General features: G+C 66.8%; 10 protein-coding genes. 9 read left to right on the top strand and 1 reads right to left on the bottom strand.

The features are described 5' to 3' along the window. Window positions 1-161: 161 nt before the first annotated feature. From VK98_RS00050 to VK98_RS00010, 9 genes are all read left to right on the top strand, one after another. The gene (locus VK98_RS00050) at window positions 162-4,481 is read left to right on the top strand and encodes a beta-ketoacyl synthase N-terminal-like domain-containing protein (protein ID WP_048412081.1); all 4,320 of its coding nucleotides are present in this window, start codon (window positions 162-164) and stop codon (window positions 4,479-4,481) included. After that, entirely contained in the window at window positions 4,482-7,574 is a 3,093-nt protein-coding gene (locus VK98_RS00045; protein ID WP_082158694.1) for a PfaD family polyunsaturated fatty acid/polyketide biosynthesis protein, read from the top strand. After that, window positions 7,571-8,335: an SDR family NAD(P)-dependent oxidoreductase gene (locus VK98_RS00040; RefSeq protein WP_048412080.1), complete on the top strand. Its 765-nt coding sequence runs from the start codon at window positions 7,571-7,573 to the stop codon at window positions 8,333-8,335. Before VK98_RS00045 ends, VK98_RS00040 begins: the two co-directional genes overlap by 4 nt. Window positions 8,336-8,399: 64 nt before the next feature. Continuing rightward, window positions 8,400-9,656, top strand: coding sequence for a thioester reductase domain-containing protein (locus tag VK98_RS00035; RefSeq protein ID WP_048412079.1), 1,257 nt, complete (start codon window positions 8,400-8,402; stop codon window positions 9,654-9,656). Window positions 9,657-9,867: 211 nt separating this feature from the next. Continuing rightward, complete coding sequence (locus tag VK98_RS00030) at window positions 9,868-10,500, top strand: hypothetical protein (RefSeq protein ID WP_048412078.1); 633 nt, start codon at window positions 9,868-9,870, stop codon at window positions 10,498-10,500. Then, window positions 10,482-11,261, top strand: coding sequence for an amidohydrolase (locus VK98_RS00025; protein WP_043592171.1), 780 nt, complete (start codon window positions 10,482-10,484; stop codon window positions 11,259-11,261). Before VK98_RS00030 ends, VK98_RS00025 begins: the two co-directional genes overlap by 19 nt. A gap of 94 nt (window positions 11,262-11,355) precedes the next feature. After that, complete coding sequence (locus VK98_RS00020) at window positions 11,356-12,303, top strand: ABC transporter ATP-binding protein (protein WP_019102765.1); 948 nt, start codon at window positions 11,356-11,358, stop codon at window positions 12,301-12,303. Then, on the top strand, window positions 12,296-13,405 hold the full coding sequence (locus VK98_RS00015; RefSeq protein WP_048412077.1) for an ABC transporter permease: 1,110 nt from the start codon (window positions 12,296-12,298) through the stop codon (window positions 13,403-13,405). Before VK98_RS00020 ends, VK98_RS00015 begins: the two co-directional genes overlap by 8 nt. A gap of 444 nt (window positions 13,406-13,849) precedes the next feature. Further along, the gene (locus VK98_RS00010; protein WP_156187708.1) at window positions 13,850-16,015 is read left to right on the top strand and encodes a penicillin acylase family protein; all 2,166 of its coding nucleotides are present in this window, start codon (window positions 13,850-13,852) and stop codon (window positions 16,013-16,015) included. Window positions 16,016-16,017: 2 nt separating this feature from the next. Here the strand turns inward: VK98_RS00010 and VK98_RS00005 are convergent, their stop codons facing one another. Continuing rightward, entirely contained in the window at window positions 16,018-16,950 is a 933-nt protein-coding gene (locus VK98_RS00005) for a LysR substrate-binding domain-containing protein (RefSeq protein ID WP_048412076.1), read from the bottom strand. Window positions 16,951-17,114: the final 164 nt, after the last annotated feature.

The raw sequence follows: 17,114 nt of genomic DNA, 5'->3' as shown, positions 1-17,114 counted from the left end.
CGGAGCGTTCGCCTGACCGCCGCCGCACTCGAAATCGGCCCGCGCCGGTTCAATCCAGATCCCGCGCCGCCGCCCGCCGCTTCAACAGCGGCCGGCGGCGGAGGGGGACGGTTGCGCCCAAGGTTTGGGAATGTTGGCTCTACTTTAGGCATGAATGCACTATGGAAGAAATCGCCATTATCGGATTAGGCTGCCTGTTTCCAGGCGCCGAAACGCCAGAACAGTACTGGCGCAACCTGCTGGAGCGGCGGGATTGCACCTCGGAATTGAGCCGGGAAGAGCTGGGCGTGGACCCGGCGCTGTATCGCCACCCGGTGCCGGGCACCGCGGACAAGATCGCCTACAACAAGAACGGCCATGTGCGCGGCTTCAAGCTGGACGCCGGCCGCTACCGGCTGCCGGCCGCGCAGCTGGAGGCGCTGGACCCCTTGTTCCAATGGACGCTCTACGCGGCGGAACAGGCGTTGAACGACGCCGGCCAGGGCGCGGCCCACAGTGCCGAGGCGCTGGAGCGCTGCGGCCTGATCATCGGCAATATCGGCATGCCCACGCATGCCGGCAAGAAGCTGCTCAACGGCTTCTACCAAGGCATCCTGGAGCCCTACGTCCAGGAACTGCTGCAACGCGACGATTTCCATTTCCGCCAGCCCTGGCAGGCGGAAGGCTTGTCCGATCTCAATTTGATGACCGGCAGCCACAACGCCACGCTGGCGGCCCAGGCGCTGGGCCTGTCCGGCCCCAGCTTCGCGCTGGACGCGGCCTGCGCCTCGGCGCTGTACGCCATCCGCGTGGCCAGCTACTACCTGCAAAGCGGCAAGGCCGACCTGATGCTGGCCGGCGCGGTCTGCCACGCCGACCACATCTATATCGACCACGGCTTCAACGTGCTGCAGGCCTTCCCGGCTGACGGCCAGTCGGTGCCGTTCGACCGCAACTCCCAGGGCCTGAAGGCCGGCGAGGGCGCCAGCGTGATCGCGCTCAAGCGCTACGCCGACGCGGTGCGCGACAAGGACCGCATCTACGGGGTGATCGAATCCATCGGCCTGTCCAACGACGGCGGAGCCAAGCACATCCTGGTGCCGGACCTCAACGGCCAGCTGCTGTCGCTGAAGCGCGCCTACGACGGCGTGGACAAGAACATCGATTATCTGGAATGTCACGCCACCGGCACCCCGGTGGGCGACCAGGTGGAGCTGGGCTCGGTGGAGACCTTCTTCGCCGACCAGGCGCAACGGCCGCTGATCGGCGCCAACAAGGGCAATATCGGCCACATGCTGACCGCCTCCGGCATGGCCAGCATCCTCAAGGTGCTGCTGGCGATGCGCAGCGGCGTGATCCCGCCGACGCTGAACGTGGAAGACATGGTCAGCACTCCGGGCGGCCAGCTGGACATCCGCCACGTGGTGCGCGACACCACGCCGTGGCCGCAGCGCGGCCAGGCCAAGCGCGCCGGCATCAACGCCTTCGGCTTCGGCGGCGTCAACGGCCACATGGTGCTGCGCGAACACCGCGCCGACGCGCCGGTGACCGCCTGGCCGCAACTGCCGGCCGAACAACAAAGCCTGGCCATCGTCGGCGTCGGCGTGGCGCTGGCCGACACCGAAACCCCGGACGCTCTGCTGCAAACTGTGGCCGAGGGCCGCCGCCATTTCCGCCCGCTGCCGCGTACCCGCTGGCTGGGCCTGGAGCGGCGCGCCGACGTGCTGGGCGCGCGCGGCTACCGCCAGGCGCCGGCCGGCGCCTATATCGAGCAGTTCGACTTCGACTGCAAGCGCTTCAAGCTGCCGCCCAAGGTGGTGGGCAGCCATCTGCTGTCGCACTTATTCCTGATGCCCATCGCCGAACGCGCCTTCTACGACGCCGGCTACCAGCTGGACGGCCACAAGCGCAATATCGCCGTCATCGTCGCCGGCGACGTGGACTACAGCTGCTCGCGTTACCAGGCGCGCAACGAGATGGCCTGGCAAGTGCGCGACAGTCTGGAGCACAGCGGCATCGCGCTGAGCGAGGCGCAGACCGCGGCGCTGGAAACCATAGTCAAGGACAGCCTGTTCCCGGAACCGTATCCGGAAGGCATCACCGGCGGCATCGGCAATGTGGTGGCCAGCCGCATCGCCGCCCACCTGAAGCTGGACGGCCCGGCCTTCTCGCTGTGCGCGCATGAAAACGCCGCCTTCAAGGCGATAGAGCTGGCGCAATTCATGTTGTCCGAGCAATTGGTGGACGCGGTGATCGTCGCCGGCGGCAGCTTCGCCGGCGGCCTGGAAAACGTGTTGTGGGCGCCGCGCCGCGGCGCCGGCCATGTCGACGCGCCGGTGGGCGAGGGCGGCGGCGTGGTGGTGCTCAAGCGCGAGCAGGCGGCGCTGGAAGCCAAGGACCGCGTCTACGCGGTGATGCGAGGCCTGGCCATCGGCCACGCCTGCGGCGACAGCACCGAGTTCCAGCCGGTGGCCGACGCGGTGGCGCGTTCGGCGGCGGCGGCCTTGCGCCAGGCCGGCGCGGACCCGGCGGCGGTGGGCTATCTGGAACTGAGCGGCGGCGCGCTGGCCAGCGACAATCAGGTGGAGATCGACGGCCTGTCCCGGGTGTACCGCGACAGCGGCGTGATCGCCGGCTCGGTGGCCGCCAACTACGGCCAGCTGGCCTCGGCCCAGGGCATCGTCAGCGTGATCAAGGCCGCGCTCTGCCTGCATCGCCGGCAACTGCCCGGCGCGGCGGCGCTGGCCGCCTATCCGCAGGACGCGCTGCGCGCCGTGTTCCGCGCCGGCGAAACCGGCGCGGACTGGCCGACGCCGGCCGGCGGCCTGCGGCTGGCGGCGGTCAACAGCCTGGGCCTGGACCGCGGCTACGCCCACATGATTCTGCAAGAGCCCGGCGAGGCCAACCGTCTGGAAGCCAGAACGCCGGCGCTGCCGCAGACGGGCGGTCCGGCCCTGGTCGCCACCGTGCATACCGGCCGCGAACACACCATCGCCGAGATGATAGTCAACGAGGCCAACCGCGCGCTGTTCGCCGGCGTCAAGCCCTGGCGGCGTCCGCAGCCGGCGGCGGCACCAGCACAGCCGCAGCCGCAGCCGGCCGACAGCGAAGCGCCGGTCTTGCAAAGGCAGCACAGCCGCCAAGCGCAGACCCAGCTCAGCTATCTGCAGGCCGAGCAGCGCTTTTACCAGCGCATCGCGCAATTGCTGGGCGCAGGCGCGCCGGCCGGTCAGCGCCGCGCGGCCAAGCCCAAGGCCGCGGCGCCGGCGCGTCCGCGCCCCTTGTTCGACGAGGCGCAGCTGGTGGAGCTGACCGACGGCTCCATCGCCAAGGTGCTGGGCCCGGATTACGCCGAGGCCGACAGCTACCCGATCCGCACCCGCATGCCGTCGCCGCCGTATATGTTCGCCTCGCGCATCACCGCGCTGTCGGCGCAGCCGGGCAAGCTGGAGCCGTGCTTCATCGAGTGGGAATACGATCTGCACCCCGACGCCTGGTACGTGTCCGACGGCCTGGTGCCGGCCTTCGTGTCGCTGGAAGCCTCGCACGCGATGATCGTGGCCTTCACCTACATCGGCTGCGACCAGTTGTTCAAGGGCCAGTTGCGCTACCGGGCGGTGGACAGCCAGACCACGGTCTACGGCCCGTTGCCCAAGGCTGGCGAGGTGTTGCGCGGCCGCGTCAACATCAAGTCCTTCCTCAAGGTGGGCAAGAACGTGCTGATCGCCTACGAGTACCTGTGCTACGTCGGCGATAGGCTGAGCTTCAAGCTGGAGGCCAATTCCGGCTTCTTCCTGCCCAAGGACATCGAGAAATCCAAGGGGGTCAACACCGCGCCCTATCTGAAGGCCGGCCAGCCGGCGGAGCCGTTCCAGCCGCCGCTGCGCTGCGAGCGCAAGTCCTTCGACAACAGCCATATCGAGGCCTTGCAGCACGGCGATTTCACCGCCTGCTTCGGCGACGCCGCCTACGCCGCGCCGCGCGCGCCGCGCTTGTACGCGCCGGCGGCCAAGATGCTGGACCGGGTGGTGTCCATCTCCGCCGACGGCGGCGCCTTCGGCCTGGGCGAGGCGGTGGCCGAACGCGACATCGACCCCAGCCACTGGGTGTTCCGCGCCCACTTCAAGAACGACCCGGTGATGCCAGGCACCTTCCTGGTGGAAGGCTGCGAGCAACTGGTCAAGTTCTACCTGTGCTACCTGGGGCTGTATTCGCTGCCGGGCATGGTGCCGCACGCGCTCAGCCCGCACAGCTACAGCGCCAAGTTCCGCGGCGAAGTGAAGTGCGAGGCCGACACCCTGAGTTATCGACTCACTTGCAAGTCCATCCACTGCGACTACCAGGCCGACGGCCAGCTGGAGCGGATGGCGCTGGTCTTCCTCGCGGAGATCATTTACCGCGGCAACGTTATCGGCATGTGCGACAACCTAGGCGCCGGCTTCAGCCGCGCGCCGGCAGCGGCGGACGCTTCGGCGCCGGCGCTGACAGCGATAGAGGCATGAATGAACCAAGACAAGCTTTGCGTGGCGCCGCGTTTCGCGGCCCCGGTGTACAAATGGCAGGGCCATGCCGGCAAATTCCAGCAGACGCCGGAACAGGCTCAGGCCCAGCTGCTGGACCTGGCGCGGCCGCTGCACGTGCTGCGCCAGCAGGACGCGGTGTTGCTGGAGCCGGCCGGCGGCCTGGCCGGCAACGGCCAGGTGGATTGCCTGGGCATGGTGCCGGCGATGTTGCCGGAATACTTCGGCGATCCGTCCTTCCTGCGTGACTACGGCGTGCGCTTCGCCTATTACGCCGGGGCCATGGCCGGCGGCATCAACTCCGAGGAGATGGTGATCGCGCTGGGTTCGCGCCGCATCCTCAGCGCCTTCGGCGCCGGCGGCCTGACGCTGGAGCGCGTCAGCAGCGCCATCCGCCGCATCAAGCAGGCGCTGCCCAACGGGCCCTACGCGATCAATCTGCTGCACAACCCCAGCCAGCCGGACTGGGAAATGAACTGCGTCAAGCTGTTCATCGAACAGGACGTCAAGGTGGTGGAGGCCTCGGCCTACGTCAACCTGTCCGCCGCCATCGTCTACTACCGGGTCAAGGGCCTGGAAGCCGGCGACAAGGGCGCGGTGATCCGCCGCAACCGCGTGATCGCCAAGGTGTCGCGCCGCGAAGTGGCGCAGCACTTCCTCAGCCCGGCGCCGGAGAAGATCGTGCGCAAGCTGCTGGCCGACGGCCTGATCAGCGAGCGCCAGGCGGAGCTGGCCAAGAAGGTGCCGATGGCCGACGACATCACCGTGGAAGCGGATTCCGGCGGCCACACCGACAACGGCCTGCTCAGCTGCATCTTCCGCTCCATCGCGGAGCTGCGCGACGACATCGCCGCCAGCCAGAACTACCCGTTCACCGTGCGCGTCGGCGCCGCCGGCGGCATCGGCAGCCCGCACGCCACGCTGGCGGCGTTCTCGCTGGGCGCCGCCTACGTGGTCACCGGCTCCATCAACCAGGCCTGCGTCGAAGCCGGCACCTCGGACCCGGTCAAGCAGCTGCTGGGCAAGGCCAAGATCGCCGACATGGCGATGGCGCCGTCGGCCGACATGTTCGAGCTGGGCGCCAAGGTGCAAGTGCTCAAGGGCGGCAGCATGTACGCGGTGCGCGCGCAGAAGCTGCACGGCCTGTACAAGCAGTACCCCGGCCTGGAGCAGATCCCGGCCGCCGAAGTGGCCAGCCTGGAACAGCAGGTGTTCCGCCAGCCGCTGGCCCAGGTATGGGCCGACACCGAGGCCTTCTTCGCCGGCCGCGGCAATCAGGCGCTGATAGACGCCGCCAACGCCAACCCCAAGAAAAAGATGGCGCTGCTGTTCCAGTGGTATCTGGGCCAGTCCTCGCGCTGGGCGATTTCCGGCGCGGCCGAGCGCGCCGTCGATTACCAGATCTGGTGCGGCGCGGCGATGGGCGCGGCCAACGAGTGGCTGCAGGGCAGCGAACTGGCGCCGGTGGCCAAGCGCAAGGTGGCCGACATCGCGGTGGAGCTGATGGCCGGCGCCGCCTACCTGAGCCGCGTGGCGGCCTTGCGCCAGCTGGGCGTGTTGACGCCGCAGCGGCTGGAGCGTTACCGCCCGCTCAGCGCCCGCATGACGGCGCTGGACGAAGACGACATCGGACCCGAACCCGAATTGAATGACATCCCGTCATCAACCGTAGCACCAACCGTAGCATCACAGGGCAAGCAAGAGGAGAGCAGGAATATGGAAGGCAATACCAAGCTGTCGCTGATCAAGTCCAAGGATTTTTACAAGCAATGCTGGGAGCTGCTGCCGGGCGGCACCCATTACAACTTCGGCGACCCGGAACGGCCGCTGGTGGTGCCGTTCAATCGCGGCCGCAACTCCCGGGTCTGGGATCTGGACGGCAATGAACACCTGGACCTGTTCTGCAAATTCGGCGCGCTCTTCGTCGGCCACCACAACGAGGCTTACAACGAAGCGCTGATCCGCTACATGCAGAAAGTGACCTCGGTGGACACTTGCGACCTGGAGGTCGAAGTCTGCGAACTGATGGTCAAGCACATCCCTTGCGCCGAGATGATCCGCTTCTGCCTGAGCGGCACCGAGGCGGTGCAGAATGCGCTGCGCCTGGCGCGCGGCTTCACCGGCAAGCAGCGCTTCATCCGCTTCCACGGCCACTACCACGGCAACGCCGACAACATCATGGGCGGCCGCAAACGCCAGGACCTGAGCTTCCCGGTGCCGGAAACCTTCAAGGGCGACCTGCTGGACACCCTGGGCCGCGCCGACGGCGCGCTGGAAGACCAGTCCTTCATGCTGCCGTGGAACGACATCCAGGTGCTGGAAGCCACCATCGAGCGCTACCACAATGAAATCGCCGCGGTGCTGATGGAGCCGATCTGCGTCAACGGCGGCGGCATCTTCCCGCGCGAAGGCTATCTGGAGCGCGCCAAGGAGATCTGCGAGAAGTACAACATCGTGCTGATCTTCGACGAGATCATCACCGGCGTGCGTCTGGGCCTGTCCGGCGCCCAGGGCATCCTCGGCGTCACCCCGCACCTGTCCACCTTCGGCAAGGCGCTGGGCGGCGGTTCCATGCCGATCTCCGCCATCGCCGGCCGTCGCGACATCATGGACCTCTACACCCGCGGCAAGGTGATCCACGCCGGCACCTTCAACGGCTACCCGCTGGGCCTGGCCGCGATCAAGAGCACTTTCGAGCTGATCGAACAGGACCCGGGCTGCTACGAGCGCATGGGCCGCTTCACCGAGCAGATCTCGGACACCTTCATCAAGGCCGCTCACGCCAACGATCTGCCGCTGGTGGTGCAGGGCATGCCCACCGCGCTGGTCTACCACTCGCAGGACACCATGGTGGACCGCTCCGAGGGCTACAGCGACAAGGTCAAGTTCTGCGACATCATCATCCGCGAGATTTCCAAGCGCTACGGCATCCAGTTCTCGCCGCTGTCGCGGATCTACTCCAACCTGCTGATGAACCAGGACGACGTGCGCTTCTTCGAAGAACGCATCTTCGACGCCATGGCCAACGCCCGCAAAGTGATCGACATCGCCTTCAAGGAAGGAGAGGTGGCGTGACCCGGCAAGTCGCGGTTGTCACCGGCGCGGCCGGCGGCTTCGGCAGCGCCATCGTCAAGTCGCTGCTGGAGGTGGGCTATGCGGTGGCGGCCACCGATCTGGACGCCGCCGCGCTGGAGCAGCTGGGCAGGGAGCTGGATTGCCCGGACAGCCTGCGCGGCTTCGTGATGGACGTGACCGACCCCGACAGCGTGGACGCCGCCAGCGCCGCCATCGTCGAACGGATGGGGGCCAGCATCACGGTGCTGGTCAACAACGCCGGCGTCATCGGCCGCGGCTACTGCATGGCGGAGAAAAGCGGCGAGCTGGCGCGGCGGGTGTTCGACGTCAACCTCAACGGCGCCTTCAACGCCACCGCGGTGTTCTCCCGCCACATGGCGCGGCTCAAGTACGGTCGCATCATCAACATCGCCTCGGTGGCCGGCATCTGGGGCGCGGCCGGCGGGTCAGCGTACGCGGCGTCCAAGGCCGGCCTGATCAAGGCGTCGGAGTCCTGGGCGCGGGAGCTGGGGCCGCTGAACATCAGCGTCACCGCGATCGCGCCGGGCATCTGCAAGACCAAGATGCTCAACCAGTTCGTCGACCGCCAGATGGTGGAGCAGTCCGACGACGCCATCGTCAAGTCCATCGTGCCGGTGGGACGCTGGGGGCTGCCGGAGGACATCGCCGAAGTGGTCACCTTCCTGGCCACCTGCAAGACCAACTATCTGAACGCCACCGTGATTCCGCTGGATGGAGGCATGAGGGTAGGCACTCTGTAACGCAGACAGGGGGCTGGCCGCGCCGGCCCCCGACTGGAATCAACCCAAATCATAAGGTGAAGTCATGGATTACCGAGCCAAGACCAGCGTCAAGAACATCGTGCTGACCGGTCCCACCGGCGTGCTGGGCGGCCGTTTGCTGCAGGAAATACTGGCCACCACCGACGCCAACGTCTATTGCGTGGTGCGGGCCGAGAACAAGGACGCCGCGCGCGCCCGCATCGAGGACGTGCTGTATTGCTACGACGAGGGCCGCAAGCTGGCCACCGAAACCTGGCGCATCATCCCGGTGCTGGGCGACATCAGCCAGCCGATGCTGGGCCTGGACGCCAGCGCCTACCGCGACCTGGCCCACCTGGCGGACCTGGTGCTGCACTGCGCGGCCAACGTCAGCCTGGTGGCTTCCTACAACAAGATCGCCCCGGTCAACGTGGGCGGCACCGCCAACCTGATCGAGCTGTGCCTGGCCGGCAAGGCGCCGCTGCTGTTCACCTCCAGCTTCAGCATGGTGGGCGACAAGCTGTACCAGCCGGACTTCGTGCTGCGCGAGACCGATCTGGACGTGGGCCAGGGCTTCGTCAACATGGACTACGAACGCTCCAAGTTCACCGCCGAGCGCATGGTGCACGAGGCCGGCGAGCGCGGCCTGGACTGGGTCATCGTGCGCCCGGGCAATATCTGGGGCGACAGCCAGACCGGCTGCTACCCGCTGAAGCAGACCAAGGTCAAGGGCATCTACTACGAAATGATCAAGTCGCTGGTGGAAACCGGGCTCACCTTCGCCTCGGACGAAGCCTTCGACATCTCGCCGGTGGACTATGTGGCCCAGGCCACGCTGTTCGCGGCGATGAATCTGCAATCCAGCAATCGCCGCACCTACAACCTGACCAATCCGCGCCCAATCAACTACGACGGCATCGTCGCCCGCCTGCGCGGCTACGGTTACACCCTGCGCGACGTGCCGTCCAAGGACTACTTCGAAGCGCTGCAGGAAGGCCGCATGCACCGCGGCGGCGCCGGCTACCGCTCCACCTTCACCGATCTGATGGCCATCTTCTACGACGGCAGCGATTGCAAGGAGCACGCCAAGTACGACACCAGCGAAATCCAGGAGCTGCTGGCCAACACCGACATCCGCTGCCCGGATTCCGACCAGGCGCTGTTCGGCCGCTATCTGGACTACGCGTGCAAGGTCGGCTTCCTGAACGCCCCGGCGGCGCAGTCCCCGCTGGCGGAAATCAAGCGTCACACCAGCATGGCCGGCGGCTATATGGAGAGCCTGTACGACGCCGACCTGAGCGACGCGGCGGCGGTGCGCTGAGATGCTGGCCGACGAGGAAGCGCTGATCGAAGCGCCGGGGGAGCTCGAAAAACCGTCGCGAGCGGTTCGAGAGCAAGACGCACCGCGCGCAGCGACCGAGATAGTACAAGGAGTACAGCGAGGGAGCGAGCACGGAGCAACGCAGCTATCGGACGGCGCAGCAGGTTTTTCGAGGTCCCCACCGGTTGCGGAACTGCTGCTGGACTACCAGGTGCTGAGCAACGGCGAGCCGATAGGCCGGCTGCGCACCGAGCGCCGCCGCGGCTGGCTGGACGACCTGCCGGTGCTGCAGGTCAGCAACCGGATGGACCTGCGCTGCAGCGGCCTGTGGTTCGACTACTCGCTGCAATCGGACGAGAGCATGGACTTCGGCGCCGACGGCCTGTGCCGCTACGCCGGCGTCTCCGACGAGGACGGCGACAAGACCGTGATCAAGGGCCGGCTGCGCCAGGGCGTGCTGACCCTGCGCCTGCACGACGGCCAGCTGGAAGTGCGCCGCTTCAAGCTGGGGGATTTCGACGCCAGCAGCGAAGACGCCGCCGAACGCTTCCTCGCCGGCGGCCAGGCCGAGGCCACGCTGCGGGTGCTGGACCTTGAGCACTTCGACATCGACGAAGTCCGCTACCAGCGGCTGCCGGATGAAACGCTGGACCTATTGGGCCAGCCGCGGCAGACGAGGGTGGTGGCCTATCAATCAAAGCGGCGCAAGATCAGCGGCACCGGCTGGTATCTGTCCGACGACGGCGGCGAAGTGCTGGTGCGCCAGAGCAGCCGCGAGCGCGGCGACCACAACGAAGTGATATTGACCGATTGGGAAAGCAAACCATGCCAAATCAAGACTTAGCCGTCACCCTGGTGCAAAGCGACATCGCCTGGGAATCGGTGGATCAGAACCTGCAGCGGATGGAGCGCCACCTGAGCGCGGTGAACGACAGCCAGCTGATCGTGCTGCCGGAAATGTTCACCACCGGCTTCAGCATGCGGCCGGAAAAAATCGCCGAAACCATGGACGGCAAGGCGGTGCAATGGCTGCGCGACACCGCGCGCGCCAAGCGCGCCGATCTGGTGGGCAGCGTGGCGATAGAAGACCAGGGCCGCTACTACAACCGCCTGCTGTGGGCCAAGGCCGACGGCAGCCTGTTCAGCTACGACAAGAAGCATCTGTTCAGCTTCGCCGGCGAGCACGAGCACTACACCGCCGGCGACGCGCCGCTGATCGTCAAGGTGGACGGCTGGTCGGTGGCCGCCTTCGTCTGCTACGACCTGCGTTTCCCGGTCTGGTCGCGCAACAACAAGAGCCAGTACGACCTGGCGCTCTACATCGCCAGCTGGCCGGAGCGCCGCGCCAAGCACTGGCAGACGCTGCTGCCTGCGCGGGCGATCGAAAACCAGGCCTTCGTCATCGGCGTCAACCGCGTGGGCGTGGACGGCAACGACATCCGCTACAGCGGCGACTCCATGCTGATAGACCCGCTGGGCGACACCCTGTACCACGGCCGCCAGCTGGAAAGCGTGTATCAGGCCCGACTGTCGCGCGCGCAGCTGGACGATGTGCGCGCCCAGTTTCCTTTCCTGAAGGACGCGGACCGTTATCAACTCGTTTGACAGCGCCGCGGCAATGGAAAGAGGCGGACGACTCCTGCGGCTGCGCGGAGTTTTCCGCTGTTTCGGTTCTCCTTCGGCTTCTACGGAAAGTGAAATGCACCAAGCCACAACAAGAGAAAAAGTCATCGAATTCCAGTCGGTGACCAAGCGCTTCAACGACTACACCGCGGTCAACGACGTGTCGCTGGACATCCACCGCGGCGAATTCGTCGCCCTGCTGGGGCCCAACGGCGCCGGCAAGACCACCCTGGTGGAAATGCTGGAGGGACTGAAACAGCCGGAGGCCGGCACGATACGCATCCTGGGGCGCAGCTGGCAGAAAGACGAAAGCTATCTGCGCCACCGGCTGGCCGGGGTGTTGCAGGAGTCGCTGTTCATCAACAAGCTGCGGGTGGACGAAACCGTCAACCTGTTCGCCAGCTTCTACGGCAGGCCACGCAGCCGCGCCGACGAGGTGCTGGAGCTGGTGGAACTGATCCCCAAGCGCAAGGTGATGGTGGAAGGGCTGTCCGGCGGCCAGCGCCAGCGGCTGGCCCTGGCCATCTCCATCCTCAACCAGCCGGAAATCCTGATCCTGGACGAACCCACCACCGGCCTGGACCCGCAAGTGCGGCGCGGCACCTGGGACATCCTGCGCAAGCTCAACAAGGAGCTGGGCTCCACCATGTTGCTGACCACCCACTACATGGAAGAAGCCGAATACCTGTGCGACCGCATCTGCATCATGCACCAGGGCCGCATCCTGACCCAGGGCACGCTGGACGAGCTGCTGGCGGCGCACGAGCCGGGCGAAGTGGTGGAATACCGGGTCAAGAGCGGCGCCGGCGGCGCCGAGCCCAAACACAAGGACAACATCATCAGCTACAGCTACGACCAGGCGTCCGCCAAGGCGCGGCTGCTGGTGCGCAACGGCTCGGCCTTCCTGTTCCGCCTGTCCGAGTTCATCCGCGAACAACAAATCGACATCGACGAAATCATCGTGCGCAAGAAAACGCTGGACGATTTATTCCTGTCACTGGCCGGCCGAGGTTTCCATGAATAACGCCCTGCTCAATCTGATCATCACTCAATTCCGCCAATACCTGCGCGAGCCGCAAATCCTGTTCTGGTCCTTCGGCTTCCCGCTGCTGCTGGTGTGGCTGCTGGGCGTGTCCTTCTCCGGCGGCGAAATCAAGGAACGGACCATAGGCGTGGTGCTGCCGCCCAGCCTGCAGGAGCAGGCCGCGGTCAAGGCCTGGATCAGCAAGGTGGAGGCCCGCAACCAGCCGCTGTCCAGCGTCATCAACGCCGACGAAATCAAGCGCGACCACCTGATCCGGATGAAATACCGCTTTCAGTACTACCCGGACCGCGAATCGGTGTTGCGCGGCCTCAAGCGCGGCGACGTGCAAGTGTTCATGGAGCCCAGCGCCGACAGCGGCAAGCGCATCTACTACCTGGACCCGCAAAACAACGAGGCGCTGCTGACTTACTTCTTCCTCGGCGACGATCCGGAGGCGCTGAGCCGGGCGGTGGACAAGAATATGTCGGTGCTGGACAGCCCCGGCCTGCGCTATATCGACTTCCTGGTGCCCGGCCTGGTGGCGATGGCGGTGATGGAGACCTGCCTGATCGCCGTCGGCTGGTCGCTGATCGAAAAACGCGCCACCCGCGTCACCCGGCAGATGCGCATCACCCCGATGCGCAAGACCGACTTCCTGCTGGCCCATGTGTTGGCCTGCCTGGTGTTCAGCCTGCTGGAGACCCTGGTGCTATACCTGTTCGCCAGCAGTTATTTCGACGTGCACGCCCAGGGCGGGGCGCTGCCCTTCATCGTGCTGCTGCTGGCCGGCAACGTCTGCTTCGCCGGCATCGCCATCCTGGCCGCCTCGCGCGCCACCAAGGCGCAGACCGCCAACGGCCTGCTGGAAATGACCATTCTGTTCCTGGTGATCTTCTCCGGCATCTTCTTCAGCTACAAGCACTTCCCGGACTGGATGGTGGCGGTGATCGAGGTGTTGCCGCTGACGATACTGGCCGACGGCATGCGCATGATTTTCGTCGAGGGCGCCGGGGTGCTGGAAATCGCCCGTTCCGCGGTGGTGCTCACGCTGATCGGCATCGCCGGCTTCGTCAGCGGAGCGCGGGTGTTCCGCTGGTACTAGGGGGAGTAGGGAACTGACGTTGGAGTTTAGCCAAGCTGGTGGGGCGAGAAGCGCGTTTCCGATGCGCCCCTGGTCCCTTCAAGCCTGCCGACGGGTGGCAGGCCCGAGGTCTTAAGCGGCTGCCCTGTTTGAGCGATTTGACGCTAGCAAATCGCGAGTTCAGCCGCGCCTCGGGCCTGACGGGAACCGGCGGGAAGCCGTAGGCCAGGCTTGCAGGGCGGCCTTTGGGGTGAAGGGGAATTTGGCCGCGCAAATTCCCCTTCCTGCCCGCCGGGCAGCCCCGGCAATGTAAATCATCAATCCGCGCAGCGGATTCAACACCAGATCGGGCGCAAGCGTTAAGCGCACCGGTTTGCGATGCATTAGCAAGCCGTTCACCCGCCGGTTGACGCAGGGAAACCATGCGCAACAGTGGCCGTGAGCGGCGCGAAAGGAGAAAGGGTAGTGAAACGCTTGATCCTCGCCCTATTGGGCATCGCCATGCTGTCCTTGCTGACGGCCTGCGAACTGGACGAAGACGGCAAGCCGCGCGGCAGCCAGGTGCTGTGGGACCGCAGCGGCGTGCCGCACATCTACGCCGCGCGCGCCGACAGCCTGGCCTACGCCTTCGGCCGCGCCCAGATGCAGGCGCATCCGGAACTGCTGCTGCGGCTGTACGCCCAGGGCCGCGGCCGCGGCGCCGAATACTACGGCGCGGTGTTCGAGGCCGGCGAACCCTTTCCCAGCAATATGGCGGAAGTGGACCGCCTGGTGCGCGCGATGGGCTTCCCCGAACGCTCCAAACAATGGCTGCAACAGCAAAGCCCGCGCATGCGCGCCTACCTGGACGCCTTCGTCGCCGGGATCAACGACCAGGCCGCCGCCAGCGGAAGCCTGAGCCCGGCGGCGCGCGCGGTGCTGCCGGTGCGCAGCGAGGACGTGCTGGCCCACACCCTGCGCATCTTCTTCGGTTATCTGAGCGGCTCCACCGCCACCGGCGCGGCCAATTGCTCGCTGATCTACCCGGACGCGGTGACCACGCCCATCAATCTGATCGGCGGCTCCAACGGCTGGGCGCTGGGGCCGGCCAAGAGCCGCTCCGGCAACGCCATGCTGCTGGCCAACCCGCATCTGTTGTGGGGCGGCAGCCACACCTGGTTCGAAGCCCAGTTCAAGAGCCCGGAATACGATATTTACGGCGCCACCCTGGTGGGCCTGCCGGTGATGCGCATCGGCTTCAACCAGCGGCTGGGCTGGGTGCACACCGTCAACACCCAGGACGGCTGCGACCTGTACCAACTCAAGCTCAGCGGCAAGCAATACCTGCTGGACGGTGTGGCGCGCGATTTCGAAACCAGGCGCGAAACCCTGTACATCCGCCAGCCGGACGGCAGCCTGCAAGCCGAACAGCTGACGCTGCGCCGCGCCGAGCAGGGCCCGGTGTTCGACAAGGACGGCCAGAGCTACGCGCTGCGCATCGTCGGCGTCGACCAGCTGCAGACCCCTGGCGTGCTGGAGCAATGGTGGGACATGGCGCAGGCGCCCAATTTCCAGGCCTTCCGCAACACCGTGGCGCGCTTGCGCAACCCCTACCACAACATCATCTACGCCGACGCCCAGCGCAATATCTGGGCGGCCTTCGGCGGCCTGACCCCGCGCCGCGCCGGCGGCGACGCCGCCTTCTGGGCGCAGCCGGTGGACGGCAGCCGCAGCGATCTGATCTGGCGCCAGGCGCTACGGCTGGACGAGTTGCCGCAGGTGGCCAACCCGGCCAGCGGCTGGGTGCAGAACTCCAACAGCGTGCCCTGGTATATGAGCAAGCCGGCGCTGGACCCGGCCGCCTACGCAGCTTATCTATCACCGCGGGCGTCGCCGCTGCTGCGAGAACAGCGCGGCATCGAGCTGATCGAACAGGCGCCGGCCTTCACCCTGGACACGCTGCTCAGCGCCAAGCACGACACCCGGCTGCTGCTGGCGGACCGGGTGCTGGACGATTTGATCGCCTATGCGCGCGCCTCCGGCGATGCCGGCCTGATCGCCGCGGCGCAAGTGCTGGCCCAATGGGACCGGCGCAGCGACGCCGCCAGCAAGGGCGCGGTGCTGTTCGCCGCCTGGGTGGCGGCCTCCGGCGGCGAAGAGGCCTTGCGCTACCGCCGGGAAGCGGACCCGGCGCAGCCCTACAGTACGCCGGCCGGCCTGCGCGACGCCGGCTTCGCGCTGAGCAAGCTGGGCGCGGCCGCCCAGGGGCTGCAACAGGCCGGCGTGCCGCTGGATGTCGCCTTCGGCGAAGTCTACCGGCTGCGGCGCGGCCCCGCCGGCGGCGCGGCGCGGCTGGACCAGCCTGCCAGCGGCGGCGCCGAGGGCCTGGGCGCCTTCCGCACCTTCAGCTATGTCGGCGACAGCGACGGCCGCCAGCGAGCCATCTTCGGCGACACCTTCACCGCGCTGGTGGAGTTCGGCCGGCCGCTGCGCGCCAAGGTGATCAACACCTACGGCAACAGCAGCCAGCCGCAATCGCCTTACTACGGCGATCAGATGGCGCTGGCGTCGCGGAACGAGATGCGCGACGCCTTGCTCAAGCGCGAGCAGGTGGAGGCGGAGCTGGCCAAGCGCGAGTGGTTCCGTTACTAGCGCTAGCGTTGCGGCCGCGCTCGAGGCGGCGAAGCCTCGCCGCGGCCGTCCGCCTCCAGCATCGCGATCAAGTGGCGGGCGAATAGCGGCAGACTGTCCAGTTCGCGCACGCAGATCAGCAGATTGCGGGCGGCCCAGTCATTGCTCAGCCGCACCAGGCGGATGTCCAGGCTGGCCGCGTGCCGCCGCGCGGCGGACTCCGGCAGGATGCCGATGCCTACGTCGGCGGCTATCATCCGGCACACCGCCTCGAAGCTGCTGACCTGGGTGCGGATTTTCAGCGGCCGGCGCAGTTGGGCGGCCGCCTGCGCCAGGAAGGAGTGGATCGCGCTGCCCTCGTGCAGCGCGACGTAGTCGTAGTCCAGCGTGGCGGCGAAATCCAGCGCGCGCTTGCGCGCCAGCGGATGGCGCGCCGAAGCCGCCAGCACCAGCCGGTCCTGACGGTAGGGCATGGCCTGCAGGCCGGCGGTGTCCACGCTGTCGGCGACGATGCCGATGTCGGCGGTGCCCTCGTTGACCGCGCGCACGATGTCGTGGCTCAGCCGCTCGCGCAGATCGGTGTTCACGTCCGGGTGACTGAGCAGAAAGGCGCTCAGCACCGGCGGGATGAACTCGGTGATCGCCGTGGTGTTGGCCTGCACCCGCACATGGCCCTTGACGCCCTCGGCGTACTCCTGCAAATCCCCGCGCAAGCTCTCCAGCTGGCCCAGCACCTTGCGGGCGTGATGCAGCAGCGTCCGCCCCGGCGGCCGCAAGGACACGCCCTGGCTCTCCCGGTTCAGCAGCTTGACGCCTATGGCTTGTTCCAGATGCTTGACGCGCATGCTGGCGGCCGGCAAGGACAGATGCGCGCGCGCGGCGGCGCGGGTCAGGTTGCTTTCCTCGGCGATGAAGACGAACAGCCTCAAGTCCACCAAATCAAAATGCAAAGCCATGGCAGGGCATTCCTCCTTGTGCTGGTATCGGCCCCCGCCGCTTGGCGGGGCCCGCGGTTAGAACCTGTTCAAGGTCTGCTGCGCTTCATGAAGCGTTACACGGCGAGTGCCAGCTCAAAATGCTCATGTACCCCTCGTGCATTCCGCTTTCTCAGCGGTTTTCG

This window comes from Chromobacterium sp. LK11 (assembly GCF_001043705.1).
GTDB lineage: Bacteria > Pseudomonadota > Gammaproteobacteria > Burkholderiales > Chromobacteriaceae > Chromobacterium > Chromobacterium alkanivorans.
Note: the sequence above shows the minus strand (reverse complement) of the source record. Positions and strands in the feature narration are given on the sequence as shown.